The sequence below is a fragment of the Geomonas sp. genome (assembly GCF_056994735.1).
Genome location: NZ_JBXKJL010000465.1, coordinates 14,958 through 39,555, shown reverse-complemented (window position 1 = coordinate 39,555; position 24,598 = coordinate 14,958). Strand labels below are relative to the sequence as shown.

16 protein-coding genes are annotated in these 24,598 nt (G+C 63.0%); 2 read left to right on the top strand and 14 right to left on the bottom strand.

Annotation, left to right across the window (positions count from 1 at the left end):
• Nucleotides 1-3 precede the first annotated feature (3 nt).
• The 10 genes from AC11W3_RS20090 to AC11W3_RS20045 all read right to left on the bottom strand — a co-directional run bounded on the left by AC11W3_RS20090 (nt 4) and on the right by AC11W3_RS20045 (nt 11,301).
• Nucleotides 4-1,632: an ABC-F family ATP-binding cassette domain-containing protein gene (locus AC11W3_RS20090; protein ID WP_484091982.1), complete on the bottom strand. Its 1,629-nt coding sequence runs from the start codon at nt 1,630-1,632 to the stop codon at nt 4-6.
• 482 nt (nt 1,633-2,114) lie between these two features.
• On the bottom strand, nt 2,115-2,348 hold the full coding sequence (locus tag AC11W3_RS20085) for a hypothetical protein (RefSeq protein WP_484091981.1): 234 nt from the start codon (nt 2,346-2,348) through the stop codon (nt 2,115-2,117).
• Nucleotides 2,349-2,605: 257 nt separating this feature from the next.
• A complete protein-coding gene (locus AC11W3_RS20080) occupies nt 2,606-3,298 on the bottom strand; it encodes a YggS family pyridoxal phosphate-dependent enzyme (protein WP_484091980.1) in 693 nt (230 codons plus the stop codon).
• Nucleotides 3,299-3,316: 18 nt separating this feature from the next.
• On the bottom strand, nt 3,317-3,892 hold the full coding sequence (locus tag AC11W3_RS20075; protein ID WP_484093626.1) for a Maf family nucleotide pyrophosphatase: 576 nt from the start codon (nt 3,890-3,892) through the stop codon (nt 3,317-3,319).
• 18 nt (nt 3,893-3,910) lie between these two features.
• Nucleotides 3,911-4,117, bottom strand: coding sequence for a hypothetical protein (locus tag AC11W3_RS20070; protein WP_484091978.1), 207 nt, complete (start codon nt 4,115-4,117; stop codon nt 3,911-3,913).
• A gap of 142 nt (nt 4,118-4,259) precedes the next feature.
• Nucleotides 4,260-5,564 carry a methylenetetrahydrofolate--tRNA-(uracil(54)-C(5))-methyltransferase (FADH(2)-oxidizing) TrmFO gene (trmFO, locus tag AC11W3_RS20065; RefSeq protein WP_484091977.1) on the bottom strand — a complete coding sequence of 435 codons (1,305 nt, stop codon included), beginning with the start codon at nt 5,562-5,564 and terminating at the stop codon, nt 4,260-4,262.
• Nucleotides 5,565-5,747: 183 nt separating this feature from the next.
• Nucleotides 5,748-6,656: a DUF2971 domain-containing protein gene (locus AC11W3_RS20060; RefSeq protein WP_484091976.1), complete on the bottom strand. Its 909-nt coding sequence runs from the start codon at nt 6,654-6,656 to the stop codon at nt 5,748-5,750.
• 129 nt (nt 6,657-6,785) lie between these two features.
• A complete protein-coding gene (gene topA, locus AC11W3_RS20055; RefSeq protein WP_484093625.1) occupies nt 6,786-9,125 on the bottom strand; it encodes a type I DNA topoisomerase in 2,340 nt (779 codons plus the stop codon).
• Nucleotides 9,126-9,194: 69 nt separating this feature from the next.
• Entirely contained in the window at nt 9,195-10,274 is a 1,080-nt protein-coding gene (gene dprA / locus AC11W3_RS20050) for a DNA-processing protein DprA (RefSeq protein ID WP_484091974.1), read from the bottom strand.
• A gap of 19 nt (nt 10,275-10,293) precedes the next feature.
• Nucleotides 10,294-11,301: a LysM peptidoglycan-binding domain-containing protein gene (locus AC11W3_RS20045; protein WP_484091973.1), complete on the bottom strand. Its 1,008-nt coding sequence runs from the start codon at nt 11,299-11,301 to the stop codon at nt 10,294-10,296.
• A 496-nt stretch (nt 11,302-11,797) separates the two neighbouring features.
• Between AC11W3_RS20045 and AC11W3_RS20040 the strand changes: the two genes are divergently transcribed.
• Both AC11W3_RS20040 and AC11W3_RS20035 read left to right on the top strand, forming a co-directional pair.
• Nucleotides 11,798-13,027 (top strand): peptidase U32 family protein, encoded by a 1,230-nt coding sequence (locus AC11W3_RS20040; protein ID WP_484092055.1) that lies wholly within the window; start codon nt 11,798-11,800, stop codon nt 13,025-13,027.
• 114 nt (nt 13,028-13,141) lie between these two features.
• Nucleotides 13,142-14,068: a formyltransferase gene (locus AC11W3_RS20035; protein WP_484091972.1), complete on the top strand. Its 927-nt coding sequence runs from the start codon at nt 13,142-13,144 to the stop codon at nt 14,066-14,068.
• A 36-nt stretch (nt 14,069-14,104) separates the two neighbouring features.
• On the opposite strand, the gene AC11W3_RS20030 is transcribed toward AC11W3_RS20035, so the two are convergent.
• From AC11W3_RS20030 to AC11W3_RS20015, 4 genes are all read right to left on the bottom strand, one after another.
• Complete coding sequence (locus AC11W3_RS20030; RefSeq protein ID WP_484091971.1) at nt 14,105-15,049, bottom strand: GGDEF domain-containing response regulator; 945 nt, start codon at nt 15,047-15,049, stop codon at nt 14,105-14,107.
• A gap of 16 nt (nt 15,050-15,065) precedes the next feature.
• On the bottom strand, nt 15,066-16,847 hold the full coding sequence (locus AC11W3_RS20025; protein WP_484091970.1) for a sensor histidine kinase: 1,782 nt from the start codon (nt 16,845-16,847) through the stop codon (nt 15,066-15,068).
• Between the two features lie 127 nt (nt 16,848-16,974).
• Nucleotides 16,975-18,303 carry a FecR family protein gene (locus AC11W3_RS20020; protein WP_484091969.1) on the bottom strand — a complete coding sequence of 443 codons (1,329 nt, stop codon included), beginning with the start codon at nt 18,301-18,303 and terminating at the stop codon, nt 16,975-16,977.
• Entirely contained in the window at nt 18,300-24,572 is a 6,273-nt protein-coding gene (locus tag AC11W3_RS20015) for an OmpA family protein (protein ID WP_484093624.1), read from the bottom strand. Before AC11W3_RS20015 ends, AC11W3_RS20020 begins: the two co-directional genes overlap by 4 nt.
• Between the last annotated feature and the right edge of the window lie 26 nt (nt 24,573-24,598).

Below are 24,598 nucleotides of genomic sequence, written 5' to 3'. Positions count from 1 at the left end.
CGTCTAATGGATTCCGTGCTGGGTCTTCGAAAGGTAGTAGTCGTAGTTCCCCTCGTAAAGACGCATCTCCCCGTGGTCGACCTCGATCACCCGGTCGACCAGCTGGCGCAGGAAGTGACGGTCATGGCTTACCAGCATCACGGTCCCCTGGAAGTTCTCCAGCGCGTTCAGCAGGATCTCGCGCGACTTGATGTCGAGGTGGTTGGTCGGCTCGTCCAGCACCAGGAAGTTCACCGGCCGGGCCAGCAGCGTAGCCAGCACCACGCGGCTCTTCTCGCCGCCCGAAAGATTCTCGATCCTCTTTTCCACGTCGTCGCCCTGGAAGAGGAAGGAGCCGAGGAGGTTCCTGATGACGCCGATGGTGGCCAGCGGGATCACGTCCTGCACGGTTTCGAAGATGGTCTTCTTGGGGTCGAGAATCTCCATCGCGTGCTGGCTGAAGTAGCCCAGCTCCACGTTGGCGCCGAGAACGACCGTGCCTGCCGTGGCCTCGGTCTCCCCCGCGATAACCTTGAGGAATGTCGATTTGCCGGCCCCGTTGACACCGACAATGGCGATCTTGCTTTGCCTCTTGACGATCCCGGAAACGCCGGAGAAGACGCGGTGGACGCTCCCATCGGGATTGGGCCAGCTTTTGGCGAGGCCATCCATGACCACGACATCGTCGCCGCTGCGGGGAGGATCGTTGAAGATGAATTTCACCACCTTGTCCTCGGGCGGGATCTCGATACGCTCGATCTTCTCGATCTTCTTCACCCGTGACTGGACCTGTGCCGCGTGGGAAGCCCGGGCCGCGAAGCGGGCGATGAATTCCTCCTCCTTGGCGAGCATCTCCTGCTGCCGCTTGAAGCTCGCCAGCAGCTGATCGCGGCGGATCTCGCGCTCCTTCTCGTAGAAATCGTAATTCCCGCCATAGGTGGTGACGGTCTTGTTGGCGACTTCCACGACGCGGTTCACGACGCGGTTCATGAAGTCACGGTCGTGGCTGGTCATGAGGAGAGCGCCCTTGTACTCGGTGGCGATCCACTCTTCCAGCCAGACGATGGACTCGACGTCCAGGTGGTTGGTCGGCTCGTCCAGGAGGAGGATGTCCGGCTGGAGGGTGAGGATGCCGGCCAGTGCCACACGCATGCGCCACCCGCCGCTGAAGGACTCAACGGGATTGTGGAAACGGTCGGGGCCGATGCCGAGGCCGGTCAAGACCTCCTGGGCACGGGAGTCGAGGTCGTAGCCGCCGCGATGCTCGAAGTCCTCCATGGCCACGCCGTACCTGGCAAGAAGAGCCTCCATATCGTCATCCGACATCGGGAGCCCCATCTGCTCCTCCATCTGCTTCAGTTCGCCGGCGAGGCGGACGGTCTCAGCCGATACGGCCATGACCTCTTCCAGGGCTGAACGCCCGGACATGTCCCCGATGTCCTGGGAGAAGTATCCGATGGTCGTCTTCTTGCCGACGGTGATCTCACCCGCATCGACCTCCTCTTCGCCGGTGATGATCCTGAAGATGGTGGTCTTGCCCGCGCCGTTGGGGCCGACCAGGCCGGATCTCGACCCCGGGAGGATCTGGAAGCTCGCGTCGCGGAAAAGCACCTGGGAGCCGTGCTGCTTGGTGATATTGGAAAGATGGATCATGCGGGTCTCCGTGAATGAAAGTAACCAATCAGCGTTAGCATGAAGGTCCTTTCAAAGACAACTTAATTTTTGCAAAGCTTCGACGGTGCCGGATGGTTGGCCAACCCCATGTGGATCACGTCATGGGCAGTAAGGACGTCGGGGGGAGAAGCGCAAGAAATCAAGGGCGTCCTAAAGCACCTAGAGGTCGCCGGGCCGCTGTACTCACAATGAGTTCGGGAACCGAGCGTGTCAGTCGTCTTGGCAAAGATTAAAATACTGCCAATTTCGGCGCGCCGAATTTCGGCGTAAAGTCACGTAATCATTCATTTGAAGCAAAAAAATAACGTTGTTTTCTAATGTTGCTTTCTAATGTTGTTTGGCATAAGCTGGGCGGCTGCGGAGCGGGGGTTCGGGTGAAGGAGTCAACGGTGAGAATCAGCAAGACAGGTAATGGAGGGGGCAGGAGCGGCATCCCTGCCCGAACGTTGAGGGAGAGATCGCTATCTCTTCTTGATGACGTACTCCACAAGGTTCCGCAAGAGGTTGGCCAGGTAGATGGAACAGAACATGAGGAGGGAGACCTTGACGAACTTCAGCCACACCGGATCAGGGATCGGTGCGACCATGCCGAAATTATCGTACAGGTACCAGACGGAGAGGATGGCGCCGACGATGGCGCCCGCGGCGACGAAGGGGCGTCTGAGCTTCGATATCTTCTTCTCCCGCTGCTCCATAATTCAAACCTGCTGCTTTGCACCCTTCGACAGGCTCAGGGTGAACGGAATCGAAGTCCCTACAGCCCGGTGAGGCGCGGGTGGCGCCGATGTCCCCGAACAGTTGTTACCTAGTCCCCAGTCTATACAAGGAGGGAGGGGGTTGACGGAAGGGGGCGTTGATTGGTGTTGTTCGTTGGGGCCCCGATTTCCGGTTTTCCTCTGTGTTCCTCGCTTTCTTCTGTCCCTCTGTGTCCCCTGTGGTGACGGCTTTGTCTTTACCGATACTCTCTTTCGCCGAAGAGCGCCGACCCTACCCGGACGAGTGTCGCCCCTTCGGCGATGGCGGCCTCGAAATCGCCGGACATCCCCATCGACAGTTCCCGCATCTCCACCCCGGGTATCCGCGCCGCCTCGACCTCGGCAGCCAGTTCCCTGAGCGCCTTGAAGTACGGCCGTGCCGCCTCGGGATCGTCGAAGAACGGGGGCATGGTCATCAGCCCCTTGATCCTCAGGTGCGGGAGGGCCGAGACTGCCCTGACCAGCTCGAGAAGTTCCTCGGAGGTGGTGCCGCTCTTGGTCGCCTCGCGCGAGATGTTGACCTGGATAAGGATATCGCAGCTCTTTCCCAGCATGCTCCACTGACGGTTGATCTCATGAGCCAGCGAAAGCCTGTCCACCGAGTGGATCATCTCGACCAGCCCGGCGATCTGGCGAACCTTGTTGCTCTGAAGGTGGCCGATGAAATGCCAGCAAACGTCCTTCGGGAGCTCAGCCACCTTGCCAACCAGTTCCTGCACGTAATTCTCGCCGAAGATCACCTGGCCGCAGCTAAACGCTTCCGCAATCGCAGAGGCGGGCTTGGTCTTGGACACAGCGACCAGCCGCACGGCGTTCGGGTCCCGTCCCGCCTTCAGGGCTGTCCGCTCGATCCGCTCCCTTATCCCCTCCAGATTCTCAGCTATCGACACGGCATGACTCCTTCCATATCAGATCGCCCCCAAGACCCTCAGCGCGTCCACCACCTCGCAAAGGGGGAGACCGACCACGTTGGTGTAGGATCCCTCAATCGTCTTCACCATGTGCGCGGCGCCCCCCTGGATGGCGTATGCTCCCGCCTTGTCGAAGGGGCACCCGGTGGCGATATAACTCGAGATCTCGTCGTCGCGCAGCTGCTTGAAAAAGACCTTGGTCCTGACCGCTTCCCGCACGGCACCGTGGCGTTCCTTGTCGAAGATGGCGAAGCCTGTCACCACCTCGTGCGGCACGCCCGAGAGCTTCTTCAGCATCCGCTCGGCGTCGGCGGCGTCCTTCGGTTTGCCCATAATCTCCCCTTCGCAAAGGACTATGGTATCGGCGCCGAGGAAAAATCTCCCCTCGGTGCCTCCAGCCGCGGAAGCTTTGGCTTTCTCCTCCGCCAGCCGCAAGACATAGTCCACCGGATCCTCTTCCGGCAGCGCCTCCTCATCGATGTCGGCGGATGCCACGCGGAAACTTATGCCTGCGGATTCGAGGAGCTCGCTCCGTCTGGGTGAAGCTGAGGCGAGTACGATCACGCTTTTCATTGGTCTCTCCTTTCGAGGCTACTTCAACTGCAGTCGGCGGCATCTCCAAGCCACGATACCGGCTGCGGCAAGGATGACTGCCCCTATGATGACGTTCAATCCAATCCCGGTGACAAGGCCGTAGATAAGGGAAACAATGCCCATTAAAAAGACCAGTGCCTCCAGGGAAACGAGCCGCCCCAGAACGGAAATCTCCTGATTCTCCTTCTTGCAACCACCGCGCATGCCCGCCTCCTTGCCTGTTAAATGGAGTTCAGTGAAGCTGATGCTTACGCCCTATTGCGGCCAGAGCTCCTCCCGGTACCGGACCGAGGCAGGAGAGGGAACTGTGGACCGAAGTCAAAATCAGGTAACTGGAAAACGGCTGCTACTGCACTTCCGGGATCCACTTCTCCAGCGCTTCGAGCCCGCGCCGGGCCAGGATTCCCCGCTTCTCCTTCTTCTTGACCCGCCCCGGCAGAGCCGGGAAGAGCCCGTAGTTCACGTTCATGGGCTGGAAGTGCGACGCCTCGGCGTTGGTGATGTGAGACGCCAGCGCTCCTATCGCGGTCTCGGGAGGCGGAACCAGCAGCGCCTCACCTTTTGCCAGACGCGCGGCGTTGACGCCGGCCACGAAACCGCTGGAGGCGGATTCGACGTAGCCCTCAACACCCGTGATCTGCCCGGCAAAGAAGATCCTCTGGTCGCTCTTCAGCTGGCAGGTGGCCAGCATCAGCCGGGGCGCGTTGATGAAGGTGTTCCTGTGCATCGAACCGAGCCGCAGGAACTGTGCCTCTTCGAGCCCCGGAATCATCCGGAATATCCTCTTCTGCTCAGGCCAGGTCAGCTTGGTCTGAAAGCCCACCAGGTTGTACATGGTGGCTTCCCGGTTCTCCTGACGCAGCTGGATCACCGCATACGGCTCCACCCCAACCCTCGGGTCGACCAGCCCGACAGGCTTCATCGGCCCGAAGCGCAAGGTCTCGGGGCCGCGGCTGGCCATCTCCTCGATCGGCATGCACCCCTCGAAGTGCACAACCTTCTCGAAGCTCTTGGGCTCGACCTTCTCGGCGTTGAGGAGCTCGTTCACGAAAGCGCGGTACTGTTCCTCGTCCATGGGGCAGTTGAGGTAATCATCTCCGTCCCCCTTGCCGTAACGGGAGGCCCGAAAGGCCTTGGAGAGGTCGATGGAGTCCGCCGATACGATGGGGGCTATGGCGTCGTAGAAGTAGAGGTATTCGCCGACCAGTTCGCCGATCCGTTCAGCCAGGGGACCGCTGGTCAGGGGGCCGGAAGCCACCACGACGATCCCCTCCGCCGGGATTTCCTTCACCTCCTCCCGGACCACCTCGATCAGGGGGTGGGTCTCTATTTTCGAGGTGATGTACCGGGAGAAGAGTTCGCGGTCCACGGCAAGGGCGCCACCGGCCGGAACCTTGGTCGCCTCGGCCCCCTCCATGAAGAGGGATTTCAGCCTGCGCAGCTCCTCCTTCAAAAGCCCTACCGCGTTTTCGAGGGAATCACCGCGCAGGGAGTTGGAGCAAACGAGTTCGCTCAGGCCCGGAAGATGGTGCGCCTCTGAGAATACCGCAGGTTTCATCTCGTAGAGTCTCACCGGCACCCCGCGGCTTGCCAACTGCCACGCCGCCTCGCACCCTGCCAGACCTCCACCAATTACCGTTACCTTCTGCATTTATCTTCTCTCCAACCTTTGATTGCGATCTCGATTGTTCTGTTGATGGTTGTCGCTGGGTCCCCTCTCCCTCGGGAGAGGGTCAGGGTGAGGGCGCTGCCACGGGCAAAGTGGTCGGTGATGCCGGCTTCCCTCACCCGGCCTTCGGCCGCCCTCTCCCGGAGGGAGAGGGTGATCAGTTTGTCACCGGTACGGCAACAGGGAGAACTTCACGATCTTCGAGAACCTGTCGATGTCGTTCTTGGCCAGTAACCGCTTTATTCCCTCAATGGACCTGCTTGGTCCCTTTTCCTTCTGCTTGATTGTCGGGCTCACCAGCACTTCGTGCACGAAGGTGCGGTCGTCGAAGGTCTTTATCTTTTTCAGGTCCAGAATCAGGTAGGGAATGATGTAGTTCTCTGCCGCCCTGAACCTGATATTTTCCTTTATCACCTCGTCCCCGTTCTTGCTCGTCTCGTCCTGCTCGCGGTGGGAATAGAAAAGCTTCCATTCGTCTTCATGCTGAAAGGCTGCATTCTTCTTTTTGAGGAAGAGCTTTGCCAGCACCGTGTGCAGCTTGACCCAGAAATGGGAGTGGTTCAGTTCTGGGTCGTTGATGTCCCATTTCTTCATCTTGTCCACCAGGGCGTGGACATATTCCGTGTAGCCCTTCTCGTCGTAGACCACCTTCATGCAGGTGATCCCCACCTCCCCGAGCTGCCGGAAGATCCCCTGGAAGGTGATCATGACACCGCTTTCGGCATTGGCATAGGCCCGCCACTGCTCCAGCGAATCGCTCTTCTCGCTCACCGAAAAGGAGAAGAGGTCGTAAGGAGTGATGGAGTCGTGGACATACTCCTTGATGCCGGCGAAGGTATCGGGATGCCTGAAACTGTTCTGGGCGCCGCCAAGGATCTTGAGAAAGAGCTCTTTTCCTTCCTTGAACTCGGTGATGTCGTTCAGGTACTCGATGTTGGTGAACCAGATTTCCTTCCGGTCCACGATACCGATCAGAGATTTGAGGCTGGTGTAATGGTGCAGCCTGTTGGGAATGGCATCCGCGGTCAGCTGATTCTCGAAGGACGATAGCTCTTTGTGAAACGGCTTTGGCATCCCCGATCTCCATCCATCCTAAATGGCCCGTGAAACCCGGCGTCACCATCAAAGCATACCATCCGGAAAATGAAAGCGGGGCCTGGAAAGAGACCCCGCGCGACATCACCGCATGCTGCTTGCGAGAGCTTACTCTTCGCTGTTACTCTTGTAGTCGCACCCTTCCTTCGGGCACTTCAGGAACTCGCCGGCCCGTTTGTAGACCTTCTTCACCAGCAGCGGGAAGCCGCACTTCGGGCAGGGCTGCTGCACCGGCAGGTCCCACAGGGCGAACTTGCACTCGGGGTAGCGGTTGCAGGAGTAGAAGAGCTTGCCAAAGCGCGACTTCTTCTCGATCAGCTCCCCCTTGCCGCACTCGACGCAGGTGATCCCCGTTCCCTTGGGCTTCACCAGCGGCTGGATATTCTTGCAGTTGGGATAGGCCGAGCAGGCGAGATACTTGCCGAAACGTCCCTCCTTGATCAGCATGTGGCTCCCGCACTTGTCGCAGATCTCCTCGGAGATCACCGGTTCCACGGCCTCGCCCGTCTCCTTGTCGAGGGGCCTGATATAACGGCATTCGGGGTAACCGGTGCAGGCGTAGAACTTGCCGAATTTCCCGAGCTTCACCACCAGCGGTTTCCCGCACTCAGGGCAGATCTCGTCGGTGGCCTCGGTGGTCAGGTCGGACTTGCTGACCTCGCCTTCCTTGAGCCTCAACAGGTTGATGAACGGCCCCCAGAACTCGTGGAGCAGCGGGCGCCACTGCTTCTCCCCGCGGGAGACCATGTCCAGCTCTTCCTCGAGGTTGGCCGTGAAGTTGTAGTCGACATACTGGGTGAAGTGGTTGGTAAGGAGGTCGGAGACCACCATGCCGACGTCTTCGGGGAAGAAGCGCTTCTTGTCCAGGCGGGCGTACTTGCGCTCGATCAGGGTGTGCATAATGGAGGCGTAGGTCGAAGGACGGCCGATGCCGTACTCCTCCAGGGTCTTCACCAGGGTCGCCTCGGTGTAGCGCGGCGGCGGCTGGGTAAAGTGCCGCTCGGGGAGGAGCTGCTGCAGGTTGAGCAGATCGCCCTCGGCAAGGGGCGGGAGGAGCCCCTCCTTCTCCTCGACCTCGTCGTCCACCCCTTCGATGTAGAGCTTCATGAAGCCGGGGAAGCGGATCACCGTCCCCGCCACCCTGAAGCGGAAGCCCTCTCCGGCGGAGATGTCGACCGAGGTCTGGTCGAGGAGCGCCTCGGCCATCTGGCAGGCCACCGTCCTCTTCCAGATCAGGTCGTAGAGCTTGAACTGGTCGGAGGAGAGGTACTTCTTCAGCTCGACCGGGGTCTTCGCGATGTAGGTCGGGCGCACCGCCTCGTGCGCCTCCTGGGCGTTCTTGGACTTGTTCTTGAAGAAGCGCGGCTTCTCCAGGGCGTACTCTTTGCCGTAGAGCGAGGTGATGACCGATTTGGCCTCGTCGAGAGCCACCGTCGAGAGTGCGACCGAGTCGGTACGCATGTAGGTGATGAGACCGACGAGCCCGTCCCCGATGTCGATCCCCTCGTAGAGCTTCTGCGCGGTGGCCATCGTTTTCCTGGCGGAGAAGCCGAGCTTCCTGGCGGCCTCCTGCTGCAGGGTCGAGGTCGTGAACGGCGGCGACGGCTGGCGCCTGCGCTCGCTCTTCGTTACCTTCTCGACCCGGTAGACGGGATTGGCCGGGTCCTTGACGACCAGCGGCTCGCCGGGCGCGCCCTCGTTCGTCAAGGTGGGGAATTCCCTCCCCCCAAGCCGGCTGAAGATGCGGAAGGCGGCGTCCTGGTCGGGAATGTCGAACTTGCCGAGCTTCTTGCCGTCGGCCTCCACCAGGTTGGCCGTGAGCGACTGGCGCTTCTGGTTTTCCAGCTTGGCGCCGATGGACCAGTACTCCTGCTCCTTGAAGGCCTGGATCTCCTTCTCCCGCTCGCAGATCAGCCTTAAAGCCACCGACTGCACGCGGCCGGCCGAAAGGCCGTAGCGGATCTTCTTCCACAGGAAGGGGGACAGCGTGAAGCCGACCAGGTAGTCCAGGACCGAGCGCGCCTGCTGGGCATCAACCAGGTCCAGGGCTATGCCGCGCGGGTTCTCCACCGCGTTGATGATGGCGTCCTTGGTGATCTCGTGGAAGACCACCCTCTTGATGTCGAAGGGGATCTTCTTCTTCCCGTCCAGCCCCAGCGCCGCCAGCAGATGCCACGAGATGGCCTCCCCTTCGCGGTCGGGGTCGGTGGCGAGCATCAAGGAGGTGATCCCCTTCATCTCCTTCTTGATGGCATCGATGTGCTTCTTGCTCTCCGGGAGCACCGCGTACTTCGGCTCGAAATCGTGGTCCACATCGACGGAACCCTGCTTGCTGGGCAGGGCGCGGACGTGCCCGAAGGACGCCAGCACCTTGAAGTCGGGTCCGAGGAACTTCTCTATGGTCTTCGCCTTGGCGGGAGACTCTACTATGACTAGGTTGTGAGGCATGGGTCCACCTGGGTGTCGGATTTCCGCTTTTTGTTAGTGTACTCGAAGTCGGCCAAAGGCAAAACAGTTTTAGCTGACGGTGAAATGCTTGCCGGGGAGCTGCATCACGGCGCCCTTGAGCTCCAGGCGCAGTAAGGTAGCGGAAACCTCTCCTGCTGTCAACGCGCTCTGCACGATGATGTCGTCGATATGCAGCGCCCCCCGGCAGAGAAGAGCGTAGAGTTCTGCCTCCTGGGGGGTGAGGGAAAAGGACGGCGGCTTGGGAACCGGGCACGGCTGACGCGGTTCGATCGACAGCTCCTCCAGGATATCCTCCACCCGCTCCACCAGCTTGGCCCCTTCCTTGATAAGGGCGTTGCAGCCCCGGCTGCCGCTGCAGTTGACGTTGCCGGGGACCGCGAAGACCTCGCGCCCCTGGTCCAGCGCATAGCGTGCCGTGATCAGCGACCCGCTGGCCTCTCCTGCCTCGACCACGACCACCCCGCGGGAAAGGGCGCTGATGATCCGGTTTCGCCTCGGGAAGTTCTCCGAAAGTGGCGCGGTCCCCATCGGGAACTCGGTGATGACGGCGCCGCCCTGCCGCAGGGCCTCATGCAGGGCCGCGTTTTCCGGGGGATAAACCAGGTCGATCCCGCAACCAAGGACGGCGATGCTCCTTCCGCCACCCTTGAGGGCGCCCCAGTGCGCGGCGGTGTCGATGCCGCGCGCCATGCCGGAGACGACGGTGATCCCCTGCCCGGCCAGTTCGCGGGAGAGCCTGGTGGCGGTGGCGAGGCCGTACTGGGAGGCCCGCCTGGAGCCTACTATGGCGACCGCGGTCTCGCTTCCGTGAAGATCCCCGAAGACGTAGAGAAAGGGCGGGGGGTCCGGGATCTCCATCAACAGGCGCGGGTAGCGCTCCGAGAGGATGTCGATAATGGCGGCACCGGAGCCCGCCACCCTTTCGCACTCGGCCCTGGCGAAGCTGTGAAAATCGTGGTTCAAAATAGACGCCACGGCAGCGCGGCTCACCCCCTTGACCCGGGAGAGTTCCTGCTCCGTGGCTGAAAGCGCCTTCTCCGGAGTCCCGAAATGGGAGAGCAGGCGCAAGAAGGTGACGTTGCCGACCAGCGGGACGGACTTGAGACCGAACCAGTAGTAGTATTCCATGGGGTTACCCCCGATCGGACTACCTGCTCTTCTTCAATTCGACCCGGTCGCCGCGGTAGACGGTATCGACGCTCTTGACGATCACCGCCGAGGACGTATTCGGGCCGGTTCGCAGCACGACCAGAGCGCCGACCACCTCCACCGGCAGCTTCTCGATCTTCGTTCCCGCGAAGCGCTGGTCGGGTGTCACGTCGCGGACGATGTAGAGCAGGTTCCCCTGCTGGAGCCCCTGCGCGGTGCCGAGGTCGATGAAGACCAGGTCGCGGACGGCCAGGGCCGTGTTGCCTGTCTGGCTGTCGACGATGTAGCCGTTGAGATCCCGGTCCGCCGCCTTGAGGGGCACGGTGACCTTCCGGTCGCGGTAGGGAAGGAGGAATGCCCCCGGCGTCACCTCGAGAAAGGACTTGGTGATGATGGCCTTGGAGACCTTGTCCTCGACTTCCGAGAGCTGCAGGTCGCCTAGGGGGATGACCCTCTCGCCGAGGATCACGTTGGTGACCGGGTGGCTGATGGCGCCCTCCTTCTTATAGATGGAGAAGCGGTCCCCGACGTTGGAGCCGTGGTCGCGCCCGATGTCGGTGTAGACGAGATCATCCTCGCCCATGATGCTCCGGCCGTGCGGCGCCGAGACTATCCGGCCCGCCGGGTCCATCTGCCTCTCCATGATGAACCCTTCGCTCCCGCTGACGCTGAAGGTATTGGGCTCCTCCGGGGCCTGCACCGCGGCGGGCGTGGCGGCTTCCGGCTTCCCGGCCGGCGCCTGGGGCGCCTCTTCAAGCTCCAGCCTGTTGCTGTAGACCTTGACCCGCTGCCCCGGATAGATGAAGTGGGGATTGCTGATGGTGCTGTTGGCAGCCCACAGGTTCGGCCAGTAGTGCGGGTCGTTAAGGAAGCGCTTCGAGAGCCCCCAAAGGGTGTCGCCCGGGACTATGGTATAGATGGTGGGCTGTTCGGATTGCGCAGCCGCCGGAAAAACCGGGGTTGCCAGACAAAAAAAGAGGGCTGCCAGATAAAAACGATTTTTCATACGCTCCTTCAGGGGCTAGCGGCGCCCCGGCCTCTCCCTCGCCCGGCTCTTCCCAGGGCGGGTACGTCAAAAGACTGTTACCTTGCCATGCTTCACCGACCTTCGACTCCATCCTTCCGGCCCCCGGGTCGTACCACGGGGCCCTCGGTTCTCATTAGCTATCTGCAGGGCGGCAAGTGAGGCTTCCCGCCCGTAAACCGCCGCCTGATGCGGGCTCGCAGGGCCGGGAAACTGTCCCTTTCCTTTCTATGCCCCGAAAAAATTTAACATAATTAAAGCTTTTTGGCCATCAATGTCAAGGAGAAAGCGCCCATTTGGGGGTTCATTAGCCCGACGGAATATGCTAGGGTATCAAATTAAAAAGCTCAAGGTCCCGCCGGCCTCACCTGCCAACGGGAAATGGAGCCGGACGGAAACCTTGCCTGGAGTGTCGGGATTGGAAAAACAGATTGTCAAAGGCGGGTATGACCCGGGAAGGACCGCCGGGTGCGGGCCCTTGAAGAAGCCGGAACTGCTGGCCCCGGCGGGGAATATGGAAAAGCTGAAGGTGGCCGTCCGCTACGGCGCCGATGCCGTCTACCTCGGCGGAAAGGCCTTCGGCCTGAGAAACCTCGCCGGCAACTTCACGGTTCCCGAGCTGGAGGAAGGGGTCCGCTACGCCCACGAGCACGGGGTGAAGGTCTACCTGACCGTCAACCTCTTCCCGGGAAATGAAGACATCGCCGCCCTGGAGGGTTACCTCGCCGAGATCGCCCACATCGACTTCGATGCCTTCATCGCGGCCGATCCCGGTGTCATCGCCCTTATCCGGGAACTTGGGCCGCAACGGGAGATTCACCTCTCGACCCAGGCCAACACCACCAACTGGCGGAGCGCGAAATTCTGGTGCGGCCAGGGGGTGAGCAGGGTCAACCTGGCCCGCGAGATGTCGCTGGACGAGATCCGGGAAACGGCGCTTAGGTGCGGGGAGCTGGAACTGGAGGTCTTCGTGCACGGGGCCATGTGCATATCCTACTCCGGGCGCTGCCTCCTCTCCAGCGCCATGACCGGCAGGGACGCCAACAAGGGGGAGTGCACCCAGCCCTGCCGCTGGAACTACGCCATCGTGGAGGAGAGCCGCCCCGGTCAGTACTTCCCCATCCAGGAGGACGACAGCGGCACTTTCATCTTCAACTCCAAGGATCTCTGCCTGATCGAGCACCTGCCGCAACTGATCGATAGCGGCGTGCACTCGCTGAAGATAGAGGGGCGGATGAAGGGGATCTACTACGCCGCCAGCGTGATCCGGATCTACCGCGAGGCGCTGGACAGCTACTGCCGGGACCCGCGGGGGTACCGCCTGAAACCGGAGTGGCTGGAGGAGCTCAGCAAGGTCAGCCACCGCGGCTACACCACAGGGTTCCTCCTGGGCAAACCGCGCGACCTGGACCACGAGTACCTCTGCGACTACGTCCGGAACTACCAGTTCGTGGCCATGGTGGAAGGAAAATCACCCTGCGGCGGAACGGTGCTGGGGGTGAGAAACCGCATCGAAATCGGGGAGACAATGGAGCTGATCGGCCAGGGATCCGCCTTCTCGACCTTCGCCCTCACCTCGATGACCGACATGGAGGGGACCCCGCTGCAGGTGGCCCACGCCAACCAGAGGGTGGTGATCCCGGAGCTCCCCGGCGCCGGGGAATGCGACCTCATACGGCGCGAGAAGGACCTCGTGGCTGCAGCCTAGAGGCCCTGCGGGCTCTCCCGCCCCTCCGTTTGACCCCGGCCCACTTTCAGGTAATATTGCATAGTTAGGGTCGCACCTCGTTAAGCTGAAAATCGAGGTGACCGGAGGTCAGGGTTGAGCGGGAAACAGAGCATTATCGTTTGCGCCTACCACAACGTCGGCTACCGCTGCCTGCAGGAGTTGATCCGGCAGGAGGCCGACATCGCCCTGGTCTTCACCCACGACGACGCCCCCAGCGAGGAGATCTGGTTCTCCTCGGTCCGCGAACTCGCCGACAGGCACGGCATCCCCGTCATGACCTCCGACATCAACCTCAGGGAAAACGTGGCCCTGCTGCGGGAGCTGGCTCCGGACCTTCTCTTTTGCTTCTACTACCGGCACATCATCCGCGAGGAGGTACTCGCGGTTCCCAGGCTGGGGGCGCTCAACCTGCACGGCTCCTATCTCCCCAAGTATCGCGGTCGGCTCCCGGTCAACTGGGCGGTGATAAGAGGGGAAAGCGAGACCGGCGCGACGCTGCATTACATGGTGCAGAAGGCAAATGCAGGCGACATCGTCGACCAGGAAAAAGTCGCCATAGATTTCAACGATACCGCCCTCGATGTCCTGAACAAGGTCACCGAGGCGGCGGTCACCATCCTCGGGCGCTCCCTTCCGCTGCTACTCTCCGGCAACGCCCCCCGCATCCCCATGGATATCTCCACAGGCAGCTACTTCGGCGGGAGAAGGCCAGCCGACGGCCGCATTGACTGGAACCGCAGCGCCGTGGAGATCTACAACCTGATCCGGGGAGTCACCCACCCCTACCCCGGGGCCTACACCCACTTCGGGGGGAAGAAGATCGTCATCTGGAGCGCGGCACCGGCCGAGGGAGATGGGGAACCGGGCAGGATCGTAAGCCGCGACCCCTTCCTGGTGGGTACCGGGGAGGGACTCCTGGAGATCCGCTCGCTGCAGGAGGAAGAAAGCGCCGAACAGGAGGGGATTGCGTTCGCGAGAGGGGCGGAGCCGGGGAAGGGGTTTTCAAGCGGTGAAAGGTGAAAGGTGAAGGGTGAAGGGTGAAGGGTGAAGGGTCCCTCACCCCCCCAGAACTTGGTTCCGCCCGCCGTGCTTCGCCTTGTACAGCAACTGGTCGGCAAACTCCATAAGCGAAGGGGGATCCTCGCCGTCATCGGGGTAGCTGGCTACGCCGACACTGATGCTGACCTTGCCCAAGGGCTGCCTCTCCCGCCCCGGGAAAGGCTCGGCCTCCACTTTCGCCCGCAAGGTCTCCGCTATCCTCAACGCCGCATCCTTGGAGGTCTCCGGCAGCAGCAGCACGAACTCCTCCCCGCCGTAGCGCGCCGCCAGGTCCGATCCCCGCAGGCTACCCATCAGCAGCCCCCCCAGCGTCTTCAGCAGCCGGTCCCCTTCCGGATGTCCGTGGGTGTCGTTGTAGCTCTTGAAGTGGTCGACATCCATGAAAATTATCGAGCAGCGCTTCTCATAACGCCGACACCTGCTGACCTCCTGGGCCAGCGATTCCTGGAAGTAACGGTGATTGTAGAGTGAGGTGAGGCCGTCCTTGAGAGCCATCTCCTTGAGGATCGAGTTGGCCTCCTGCAGCTCCTCGTTCGCCAGCTTGAGCTGCTCCACGAGTTCCCGGTTCTGCACCACCAGCCTGGCCTTCTCGGCCGCACGGCTGGCCACGGCGGAGATCAGGTCCAGGCTTTCGAACGGTTTGATGAGATAGTCGTACGCCCCGGCGCGCAGGGCCGTCAGGGCACTGTCGAGCGAGGCATGGCTGGTCATGATGACCACCTGGGTGTCGGCGTTGTGCCGCTTTATCTCGGTAAGGAGCTCGATGCCGCTCATGCCTCCCATTCTTATGTCGGTGATCACCAGGGGGTGCGACACTCTCCTGAACGCCTCTAGGGCCTCTTCGCCGCTGGCAGCCTCGGCGACCGTAAATCCGTCGGCGGTCAGGACCTGGGACACCACGCTTCTCAAGGTCTCCTCGTCGTCGACAACTAAAAGATCCATGGGTTCCTCCTCTTCTCTAGCCTGCTGCGCCGGCCGCCGCGGGTAGGGTTATGATGAAGGTGGCACCCTCTCCCTCCCCGCTTTCCAGCCGTATCTCGCCTCCATGGTCTTTTATAATACCGTAAGTTACGGAAAGGCCCAGCCCCGTACCCTGCCCCGCCGGCTTGGTGGTGAAGAAAGGATCGAAGATCTTCTGCTGGATCTCCTGGGGGATGCCGGGGCCGGTGTCGCTGACCCGCAGCTCCACGCCCCCCTGCTCCGTCCTCCTGGCCGAGAGCCTGACCGTCCCCGGGGAGCCACCCATCGCCTGCTGGGCGTTGATCATCAGGTTCATGAGCACCTGCTGCAGCTGGTTGCCGTTGCCCAGGCAGGGAGGGATGTCATCCTCAAGTTCCTTCTCCACCTTGACGTTGTTGATGCCCAGCTGGTGATCCACGATGGCCAGGGCATCTGCCATCACCTGCTGGATATCCACCTCGCTGAACTCCACCTGTTCCTGGCGGGCGAACTTCAGCAGGTTTTCGATGATGGTCTTGCAGCGCTTGGTCTCCTTCTCGATGATCTTCAGGTTCTTCTCCAGGGGGTTGGTCTCGTCAACCACCCGCAGCGAGAGCTGGGTGATCCCCAGTATCCCGGCCAGCGGGTTCTTCACCTCGTGGGCGATACCCGCGCCCAGCGCCCCGAATGCCGCCATCTTCTCGGATTGCACCAGCTGGCTGTACAGATCCTTGAGCGCCTGCTCGCGGTTCTTGAGCTCCATGGCCATACCGTTGAAGGAGCCGGCCAGGGCCCCGATCTCGTCCCGCGACTCAGCCTTGACCTCGATCTCGAACTGCCCCTGCCCCACCATGCGGGTCGCCTCGGAGAGGTCCTCGATGGGGCGGGTGAGGGTGCGCGACCAGAAGACGCTTAAGAGAGCCGCGCCGCCGAGCAGGGTCAGGGAGAGCACCACCAGGTTCGACAGGAGCTCGCGGGAAGTCAGGTAGGCGGCGCTTTTGCCTATCTGGACCCCGGCGGTAAGGCTGCCGCAGGCGATCCTGGAAAAGCCTCCCACCATCCCTTTCCCCTGGCTCAGGTATTCCATGGTCATGCCGGGGACCCGTACGCCCTTCACCCTCCCCCACCAGGCCTTGTCGGCCGCGGTCGAAATCTTGGAGCGGTCGGTATGGGCCAGGAACCGGCCGTTGGCATCCAGGAGGAAGGTCTCGAAGACCCGGGAACGGTGCGCCAGCCCGAGGAGCTTGTCGAGCCGGATCACGCCGGAGGTGGTGACCGCCTCTCCGCCGTCTTTGGCAGGCTGGTGGATGGTGAGGGTTAGGGTGGGGAGTTTGGGCGCAACGGTGGAATTCTCCACGTACGGCTCCCCCTCGGGGATGGAGTCCGGGAGGGGATGAAGCGCCCTGAAGCGGAGCAACTCATCCTTGCCGACACCGCTCTCCTCAAGCCCTGCGGCATCATAGACCGTCTCCTCGCCGTCCATGCTGCTGCGGGTGACCATGACGAACTCGCCGAACTCCTCGAAGAGCCCCTTCAGCACCTGTTGCCGCCCTTCACCTGCCTCCTCCGCCATCACCTTGGAAAAGAGCCTGAGTTTTTCCCGGTACCCGGCCATCAGGGCGTTGGCCTCGGCCGCGGTGTGCAGGACCACCGTCGAGGTGAGGTCATGGATATAGGCGGTCTTGTCTTCATGGAAAAGGCGCGCCATGGTGAAGGTGATCAGGCTCAGCACCACCGAGACCACCAGGAGCTGGGCGACCAATATCTTGAACCTGAGGGGGAACTTCACCTTTTTTTCCATTCCCGTCCCTCCTTTCCCCGGTCGGATCTTTGATGTACCACGAGGGTGCTACCGCTGCCCTTCCTCGGCCGACCTCTCCCTCCCCTCCTGTTGAAGGGGAGGGAGGTCGAACGAGAGCACCGAGTTGTCACTGTGCCACGGGGGCGGGCTCCTTTTCCGGCGCCTTTCCCGTCGCCTTTGCGTACACGATGCGGGAGGCGTAGCTGGCATTGCCGGCAGGGTCGAAGACCTCCACCCGGATCAGGTTAGCCCCCGGTTTGAGCCGGACTTCCTGCTGGAACTTTCCCTGCGCCGTTCCCACCTCGACCCCGTCCACGAAGACCTTCGATCCCGGAGCTGCCATCCCGGTCAGCATGAACGGGCCGGCCGCCGCTTTCCCCGGAGGAAAATTCACCGTGAGCCCGGGGGAATCGAGCATCTGCACCAGCTCGCACTCTCCGACCCGGCTGAAGGAGCCCTCCCTCCCCTCATCGATCCGGCTGACCCGCCAGAAGTAGCTACCGGCTGAGAGTTTGCCGGTGGTGTAGTCATGCGTCGCCCAAGCCGCAGGAGCGCCCTCCCGGGCGCGGACCTCGCCGGCTCCCCTGCCCCCCTGGGCGGAGACCTTCTCGTCGATCAGGCATTTCCTGAATGACGGGTCCGGGGAGAGCTGGAAGTGGTACTCCCCCGCAGGCCCCCTCCAGCTGAAGCGGACCCTGGGCGGAAGAAGGCGGTAGCGGTAATGGGCCTTGTCGCCTTCCGCGAGCGCCGGGGCGGCGGGAAGCGGGACAGCGCGCCCGACGGCGACTCCTTTCTTCAGCGTGATCCCGTGATTGGCACCAACCCGGACCATCCGCCCCTTCTCCATGACCACCGCCTCGCCGGCGTAAACCGCGAGGCTTTCGCTGTCCTTGCCGTTGCGTTGCACCCTGAAGCGCGCAGCCCCCGAGGAGATGCGCGCCACGTGCCCCGCGGCGGAGACCTCGACCCCCACCTTTCTGGAAGCGGAAAGGCTCCCGCGCAGTTCGCCGTCGACCTGCACCCTGTACGATTTCGGTCCCGCCTCGTCCTCCCCGTTCAGCCTGGTCACCACCACCAGGGAGTTGCTCCCCAGAAAGATCCTGTCCTTTTTGCTGAACGATATTCCGGCTCCCGAATGGTCCAGGGTCTGGACGGCATCGTCGCTGTAGAGAGGCATCCCCTCGCTGGCGCCCCCCCAGGCGATGGAGTTGCCGCGGCGGAAGCGGACGTCGCGCTGCAGGGAGGAGAGGGTAGCCTCGGCCTGCCTGCCGCCGGCAAAGCGCCCGGCTCCCTCTTCCACCGCCCCCTCCATAAGCTCCTTGAGGGGCGTCCCCGAGGGAAAGAGGGCGTAGAGGAAGATGATGAAGAGCGAGAAGATGACGAGCACCAGCAGCAGCGAGCCGCCGGCTTCAAGGGCCACCGCCCCCCATTTCCTGGCGCGGCTTCCGGCCGTCATGGCTGCCCCCCCGGCCCGGGGCCCTGCTGCCTCGAGTGGACGCTGAGGTTGATCAGCTTGGAGCAGCCTGCGCCGTTGCGGACCACCATCCCCACCACCTGCTCGCCCTTCTCGATCGGCAGCTCGATGGCGAAACGGCCCGCTTCATCTACTCTCACCGCCGTCCCTTCGACCTCGAGGGCACTTCCCGGGTCGACCTCCCCGGAGACGAGGCAGCGGGCGGCGCCATCACGGTCGACCCTGAGCCACCCCGAGGCGCTGCCGTAGGCCGTACGCTTCTCGCCTGAGGGCTCCGCCAGCTTCAAGACCGGCGCGGGGACGGTCGTGCCGAGGAACCTGCCGAGGGAATCTCCCATCTCCACCTTGAGGCTGGTGGTCTCGGCCGCAACGGTGGTCTGGAAGCGCCCGAAGGAATCGACCGGGATCTTGCGGTCGTTGATGACCACGAAGGGGGCCGTCCGGTAGCGGTCATCCGGCGCCACCGGCACCTTGTCCTGGAAGTCCCCCCTGATCTCCACCCTCCTGTTCAGTCTCCTCCCCGGAATGCTCCGGTTGTCCGCCACCGGCCTCGACTCGCCATACCAGCGCTTGACTAGCCGGGAGGGGGGGATACCCTCCTCGCGCACCAGGTAGGCGGCGGCCGACTCGCACCTCTTCCTGGACAGTTCCATGTTGTACCTCTCCGTTCCGACGCTGTCGGTATGGCCCTCGACGATCACCTTCTCCTCGGGGTGCGCCCTGATAACCCGCGCCGCCCCCTTCAGCAGGCGCTTGGCCTCCGGTGTCAGGTTCCAGGTATCGAAGACGAAGGCGCCGCCAGCCAGGGTGAGGAGCACCGCCTGGTGCCGGTTGACCCCGAAGAGCTCGCGTCCGGTGCTGACCACCGAGCCGTCCAGGTAGGTGACTTGGAGCTGGTACTGGTAGATCTCGCCCGCCCCGATGGCGCGGCCGTCGCTCTCTCCCCTCCAGCTGATGCGGCGGCTCGGCGCCCCCTTCCCGGTCAGCGAGCGCAACGTCTTGCCGTCGCGGTCCAGGATGTTCAGCGACCACGAGCCGACCAGTTCGGGCGTCTCCACGCCGGTGACGAAGTTCAGCGGCGCCGCGAGCCTTCCCTTCTTCAGGTCCACCGATCCTTCCAGCCGCTCCCTCTTCACCGTTACCGCCGTCGACGGGAGACGGACCCGCTCGCCGTTGACCAGAAGGGTCAGGAGTTCGGCGCTCCCGGAGAGCTGCAGCGGCTCGTCCATCCTGGCAGCAGCCGCCACCAGCGCCGGCGCCTCCGGCGGCCTGGGCCGCACCACCTCAGGCACCACCTCAGGCACCACAGCAGCCACCGGCGGTGCCGGCGACTCTATCCGCACAACCCTCTGCTCGGACTCGAACATGTCCTCGTCGAACTTGACCTTTACCCCCACGAAGGGCCCCTGCCCCTGGAAGCTCTCGCCGCTCAGGTCGCGGTCGTCGAGCCTTGAATAGTTGTAGCCGGCGCTGACCACCACGTTGCGGTAGACGCGGTACCCCGCGCTGGCCACGCTCCCGAAATCGTGCTGACGGGTATCGTACTGGTTCATGAGTTTTACATAGGCTGAGAGCTCCCAGCGTTCGGCGAGATCGTAGGAGATGCCGGCCAGGATCAGGTCGCTATAGCTTTGGTAGCTGTGTCCGGAGGAACTCGCCCAACTGACCTTGCCGGCGTATTTCCCCTGGGCGGTCCAGTTTTTCACGATACGGTAGGTCGGCTCGGTGGAGAGGATCAGGCTGCGGGTTTCACCGGTGCCGTCACTGTCGTTGTCCCGAAGCTTGTATCGCGCCAGGGTGAGGAGGTGCAGCCCGTTCCCCGCCAGGGGGCGGAAGGCTGTGCCGAGGTATCCGTCCAGGAGGCGGTCGTGGCCGGCTTCCAGGTCCTTGTCCGAGAAGGTCGCCTTCCCCAGCAGGGTGAGGGCCGGGCCGGCCTTGTAGGCGAGGCCGGCTCCGTAGAGGGAGGCTGTCTCGCCGGCACCGGAGCGGATCTCGTAACGGCCGGTGAGCTTCAGATCCTTCTGCCTCAGGTACTCCCCGGCCAGGGTGAAGGCGGTTCGGGTACCGCGGTTTCCTTCGACGGTCTGCACCCTCTCGAAGGTGGAGTTGGCGTAGAGCCCCTCGGCCAAGCGGAGGCGGCTGTTCAGCCCGAGGATCGCCTGCCCCCTCTCCTCGGACAGGGAGTGCTCTACCTGGTATCCGCTGCGAGATTCGAGGGTCAGATCGTCCCGGTCCAGAAGCTTCGTGTTCACCTCCACACTGCTCGCTTCCGAGGAAGTTCCGCTCCCGGAGGAGAGCTGGTAGCCGGTGGTGAGGCGCATCCTGGGGGAGATGGTGCTCTCGGTGCCGAAACGGGTGGCCTGCCGGATCAGCGGGGAGCCCTCCTGGTACTCTTCGGTGAGGAAGAGGCGGGTGGCCTCCGTCACCCGGTAGTCGAGCTTCAGAAAGGTTCGCGACTGGTACTCCGCCACGCTGGAGGAAGAAAGGAGCTGGTCTCGCCTGAGTGTCCCCTCCAGCCTTTTGGTCAGCGCCCCCTTAACCCCGGCGTAGAGGAGGTCGGAGCGTCCTTCCACGCCCCCCTTCTCCTCTTCCACGGTCTTGAAGCCCGCCTCCCCTTCCAGGAGGGAGAATTTCCTCAGCATGCCGGCCTGGTTTCCGAACTGCCTGGTCCCGGTGATCTCGTCCTTCTGCACGAAGCTCTCGGCGAAGATGAGGCTGTCCCAGAGGCCGCGATAATCGAGGCGGCCGCCGTACTTCTCGGTGCCGGTCTCGTTGCCGGTCATGGAAGTGTTGACGAAGTCGGCGTCGATCTTGCGGTAATAACCGCTGGCAACGAGAGAATCGAAGGGGCGGGCGGTGAGCTCCGTTTTCCAGGCGCTCCCCTTACCCTTGGCGAGCGTGTCGCTGACCGCGCCCTCACCCTTGAGGCTCAGACGCTCGCCGATCTTGAGGCCGGCATCAACGCCGTAGAGGGTGTTATTCTTGACCGCCCCCTCCTCGACCACTGCGGTGCCGCCGAGGTAGGAACCGGTTCCAGACTTCACGATGGCGCGACCGCCGTAGACGTAGCGCTCGGTCCCGCCCCGCTCGCTCTGGTAGACGACCACGATGGTGACCGGGTTCAGGTTCTGGTCCAGCGAGGGGACCGGCTCCTTGAAGAGGATGGTGCCGGCGTTGTAGTCGATGGAGTAGTCGGCATAGCGGATCTTTTCGGCGACCGAGATCACCCGCTCGGAGTGGTAGCGGTCGCGGACCTCGATCCGCACCCGTTCGCTGTTTTCCAGCACCGGTTTCCTGGAGAGGGAGTAGTAACCCGAGGTGCCGTTGCCGGGAATCTCATCCTTCGCCTGGCGGTCCTCGGTGTCGCTCTCGAAGCCCTTGGCGTCGAGATGCTCGGTGTTGTACTCCACCTTCACCCCGTTCAGGGCGCGGTCGTAGCGGGTGAACTCGTTCTCGGAGAGGTCGGTGCGGTAATCGCCGGCCAGGAGGTAGGAGCGGCCGGATTCCAGCTTCAGGTAGAGCTTCCCCCTCGACTGGGCCTCATACCCTATATCCGAGGCGTCGCCGTAGACGGGATAATATTTTTCCGGGTCTATGGTCTGGAAAACGGCGTCGCGTTTCGCCTTGTCGGAGTCGTAGGCGGCGGTGAGGAGGTACTTGCCGAGGATCTTCCCCCTCGTGAAGAAGGCGAGCCTCTCCTCGTGGAAGATCCCCTCTTCGAAGCGGTCCTCCTTGTCGATCTTCTCCATGTGGCCGCTCACCCACCTGTTCCCCACCGTGAGGTTCCCCAGGCCGACCACTATCCAGTCGCGCAGTTGCCGGGAGAAGAAGAGGTCGATTTTGCCGCGGAGGCCGCTTTCGGTGCTGACGGTGACCTCGTCTGCCCCGGTGGCCGCGCCGGAGCGGACCCGGAAGACTCCCACGCCGTCCTTAACCAGGAGTTGGTGACCGGGGAGGGCCGGGTCCTGGTCAGGCTCCACCAGGACTCCCTTGGCAAGCGAAACGGTGACCTTGCTCGAGCCGGCGACTCTCTTGCCGCCCGTGTCGACGAGTTCGACGGTGAAGGGAACTACGGTCTTGCCGTCGGCGGGCATGTCCACCCGGGCGGGGCTCACGCGGAGGACGGCGGCCGAGGGCGAGGTTGACACAGTGGACATGGTGGAGGGTGGCGAGGACACGGGTGCATCGGACGCCGCGATAGAGGCGAATCCCCCCTGTCCCCCCTTTGACAAGGGGGGGACGTCTGCCAGCTTATCTGCATGCGGTGCTCCCTCTCGCAACGGGGGGACGTCTGCCGGCTGATCTGCACGCAGTGTTCCCTCTCTCAAGGGGGGAATATCTGCCGACTGATCGGTGTGCAGTGCTCCCTCTTTCAACGGGGGGACGGCTGCCGGCTGATCTGCACGCGGTGTTCCCTCTCTCAAGGGGGGGACGGCTGCCGACTGATCGGTGCGCAGTGTTCCCTCTCTCAAGGGGGGGATGTCTGCCGGCTGGTCGGTGCGCGGTGTTCCCTCTCTCAAGGGGGGGACGGCTGCCGGCTGATCTGCATGCGATCCCTTTGATGAGGGGGGGACGGAATCGGGGAGGTCTGCAACTAGGGCGAAGTCGCCCCTCGCGGGACCGCCGAAGGGGACGGTGATGAACTGGGACCACCCGACTCCGGCAAAGGCGGTGTTGTACGGCACCGCCCGATAGCGCGGGGCAAGGGTGGAACGGTCAATCTTCACCACGTGACTTCCGGCCGAGACGCCGGTGAAGGAATACTGACCTTCCCGGTCGGTGAAGACATGGGAGCCGTCCTCCAGATAGACCCTCACCCCCGGCACCCCGATTTCCCCGGGATCAGGGACGCCGTTGCCATTGCTGTCCTCGAAAAGCCTGCCGAGGATGATGGCCTTGTCCCCCAACATCGAGGATCGCACGGTAACCGCCGCGCTGGCCTGTGGGGAGGTGAGGATCCCGCCCGCCGCCATGGCACCGGTGACCGTCGCCACGTTGACGCTGACGCCGACAGGGGTATCGCCTGACAGGACACACCGGTACGTCAGTTTCTTCACCGCGCCCGCCTCGAATGAGCCCAGGTCCCAGACCACCTGCTGGCCCGCTCCGGTCGGATTGGCCACAGCCACCCCGTCGAGGAGGGAGGATCCTTTCAGGTACCTGAAACCACGTGGGAGCCGGTCCGAGACGGTCACCTGCGACAGCGGCGCCGATCCCGCATTCTCTATCTGCACCGTGTAGGCGACCAGGTCCCCGACTTCGGCGGTGGACTGCCCGGCCTTCTTGGCGAGCCTCAAGGCGCCGGAGACGACGGGGGTGACGGTGCTGTTGGAGGGGAGACGGGTGCCGCTCAAGGCGCTGAGCAGGCTCGCGGAATTGACAATCGAGCTGCCGCCGGGGGCTTCGCCCACAACCCGTGCCTGCAAGGTGAGCGTCCCCCGGTAACCGGCCGGGAGGTTGGGGATGATGAACTCGACGGTCCGGGACGCGCGGTCATAGAGCGCACTGCCGGCCAGACCTGACGGCACCGCGGCACTCCCTTGCACATATTCGAGCAAGGGGTTGAGGGGGTCGCTGATATGTACATCGGCGACATCCGCCCCCCCGGTATTGGCGATGGTGATGCTGTAGGAAAGGATGGCCCCGGGAAGGACGGATCCGGGGGGATCGACCTCAATTACCGGAGCGGGGAGCCCCCCCGGGACCGGCACGACCATCTGATTCTTGAGGCTGGAGGTTCGGGAAGGAAACTGCACCGAGGTCGCGGTTACCGTGATGACATCGACCCGCCCCTCGCTCCCCGCCGGGGGAGTGACCCTGAGCACCAGATCGAGTGATGCCCCGGGCGCTATGGGACCGATGACCTGGACTCCGCTCCCATCCGTCGGCAGGAGGGTCTTTCCATCCGCGGTGAAGAACTCCATCCTCACCGCCGTCCCCCCCTGAGGGAGGCTCCCCTGGAGAAGCGCCGCCTTCAACCGGAAGGTGTCCGCCGTGTTTCCCCTGTTGGTGATGGTGTGCAGGAAGTCGACCGGCTGGCCCGCGGTGGTGACGGCGCTGCGGGCAGGTGCGATGGTGGGATCCGCCAGGTCCTTGACTGTCACCCGGCTCTCGTTCGAGCCGGCGGTTCGGGAACCGGGGGTGGCGAAGCGCGCCGTGAAACTGTGGGTGATTACGGTTCCCGCCGGGGTGAGGGGAAGTGCGGAGTCAGGAACGAGCACAAGAAGGAGCAGCGCCAGATAGCGCAGCAAGGCTATTCCCCCCCTATTCTTCAATG

Coding starts and splice junctions, on each gene's coding strand:
- AC11W3_RS20090 (WP_484091982.1), bottom strand. CDS start 1,632: ATGATCCATCTTTCCAATATCACCAAGCAGCACGGCTCCCAGGTGCTT.
- topA (WP_484093625.1), bottom strand. CDS start 9,125: ATGCCTCACAACCTAGTCATAGTAGAGTCTCCCGCCAAGGCGAAGACC.
- AC11W3_RS20020 (WP_484091969.1), bottom strand. CDS start 18,303: ATGACGGCCGGAAGCCGCGCCAGGAAATGGGGGGCGGTGGCCCTTGAA.
- trmFO (WP_484091977.1), bottom strand. CDS start 5,564: ATGCAGAAGGTAACGGTAATTGGTGGAGGTCTGGCAGGGTGCGAGGCG.
- dprA (WP_484091974.1), bottom strand. CDS start 10,274: ATGGAATACTACTACTGGTTCGGTCTCAAGTCCGTCCCGCTGGTCGGC.
- AC11W3_RS20045 (WP_484091973.1), bottom strand. CDS start 11,301: ATGAAAAATCGTTTTTATCTGGCAGCCCTCTTTTTTTGTCTGGCAACC.
- AC11W3_RS20060 (WP_484091976.1), bottom strand. CDS start 6,656: ATGCCAAAGCCGTTTCACAAAGAGCTATCGTCCTTCGAGAATCAGCTG.
- AC11W3_RS20030 (WP_484091971.1), bottom strand. CDS start 15,049: ATGGATCTTTTAGTTGTCGACGACGAGGAGACCTTGAGAAGCGTGGTG.
- AC11W3_RS20075 (WP_484093626.1), bottom strand. CDS start 3,892: ATGAAAAGCGTGATCGTACTCGCCTCAGCTTCACCCAGACGGAGCGAG.
- AC11W3_RS20070 (WP_484091978.1), bottom strand. CDS start 4,117: ATGCGCGGTGGTTGCAAGAAGGAGAATCAGGAGATTTCCGTTCTGGGG.
- AC11W3_RS20025 (WP_484091970.1), bottom strand. CDS start 16,847: ATGGAAAAAAAGGTGAAGTTCCCCCTCAGGTTCAAGATATTGGTCGCC.
- AC11W3_RS20085 (WP_484091981.1), bottom strand. CDS start 2,348: ATGGAGCAGCGGGAGAAGAAGATATCGAAGCTCAGACGCCCCTTCGTC.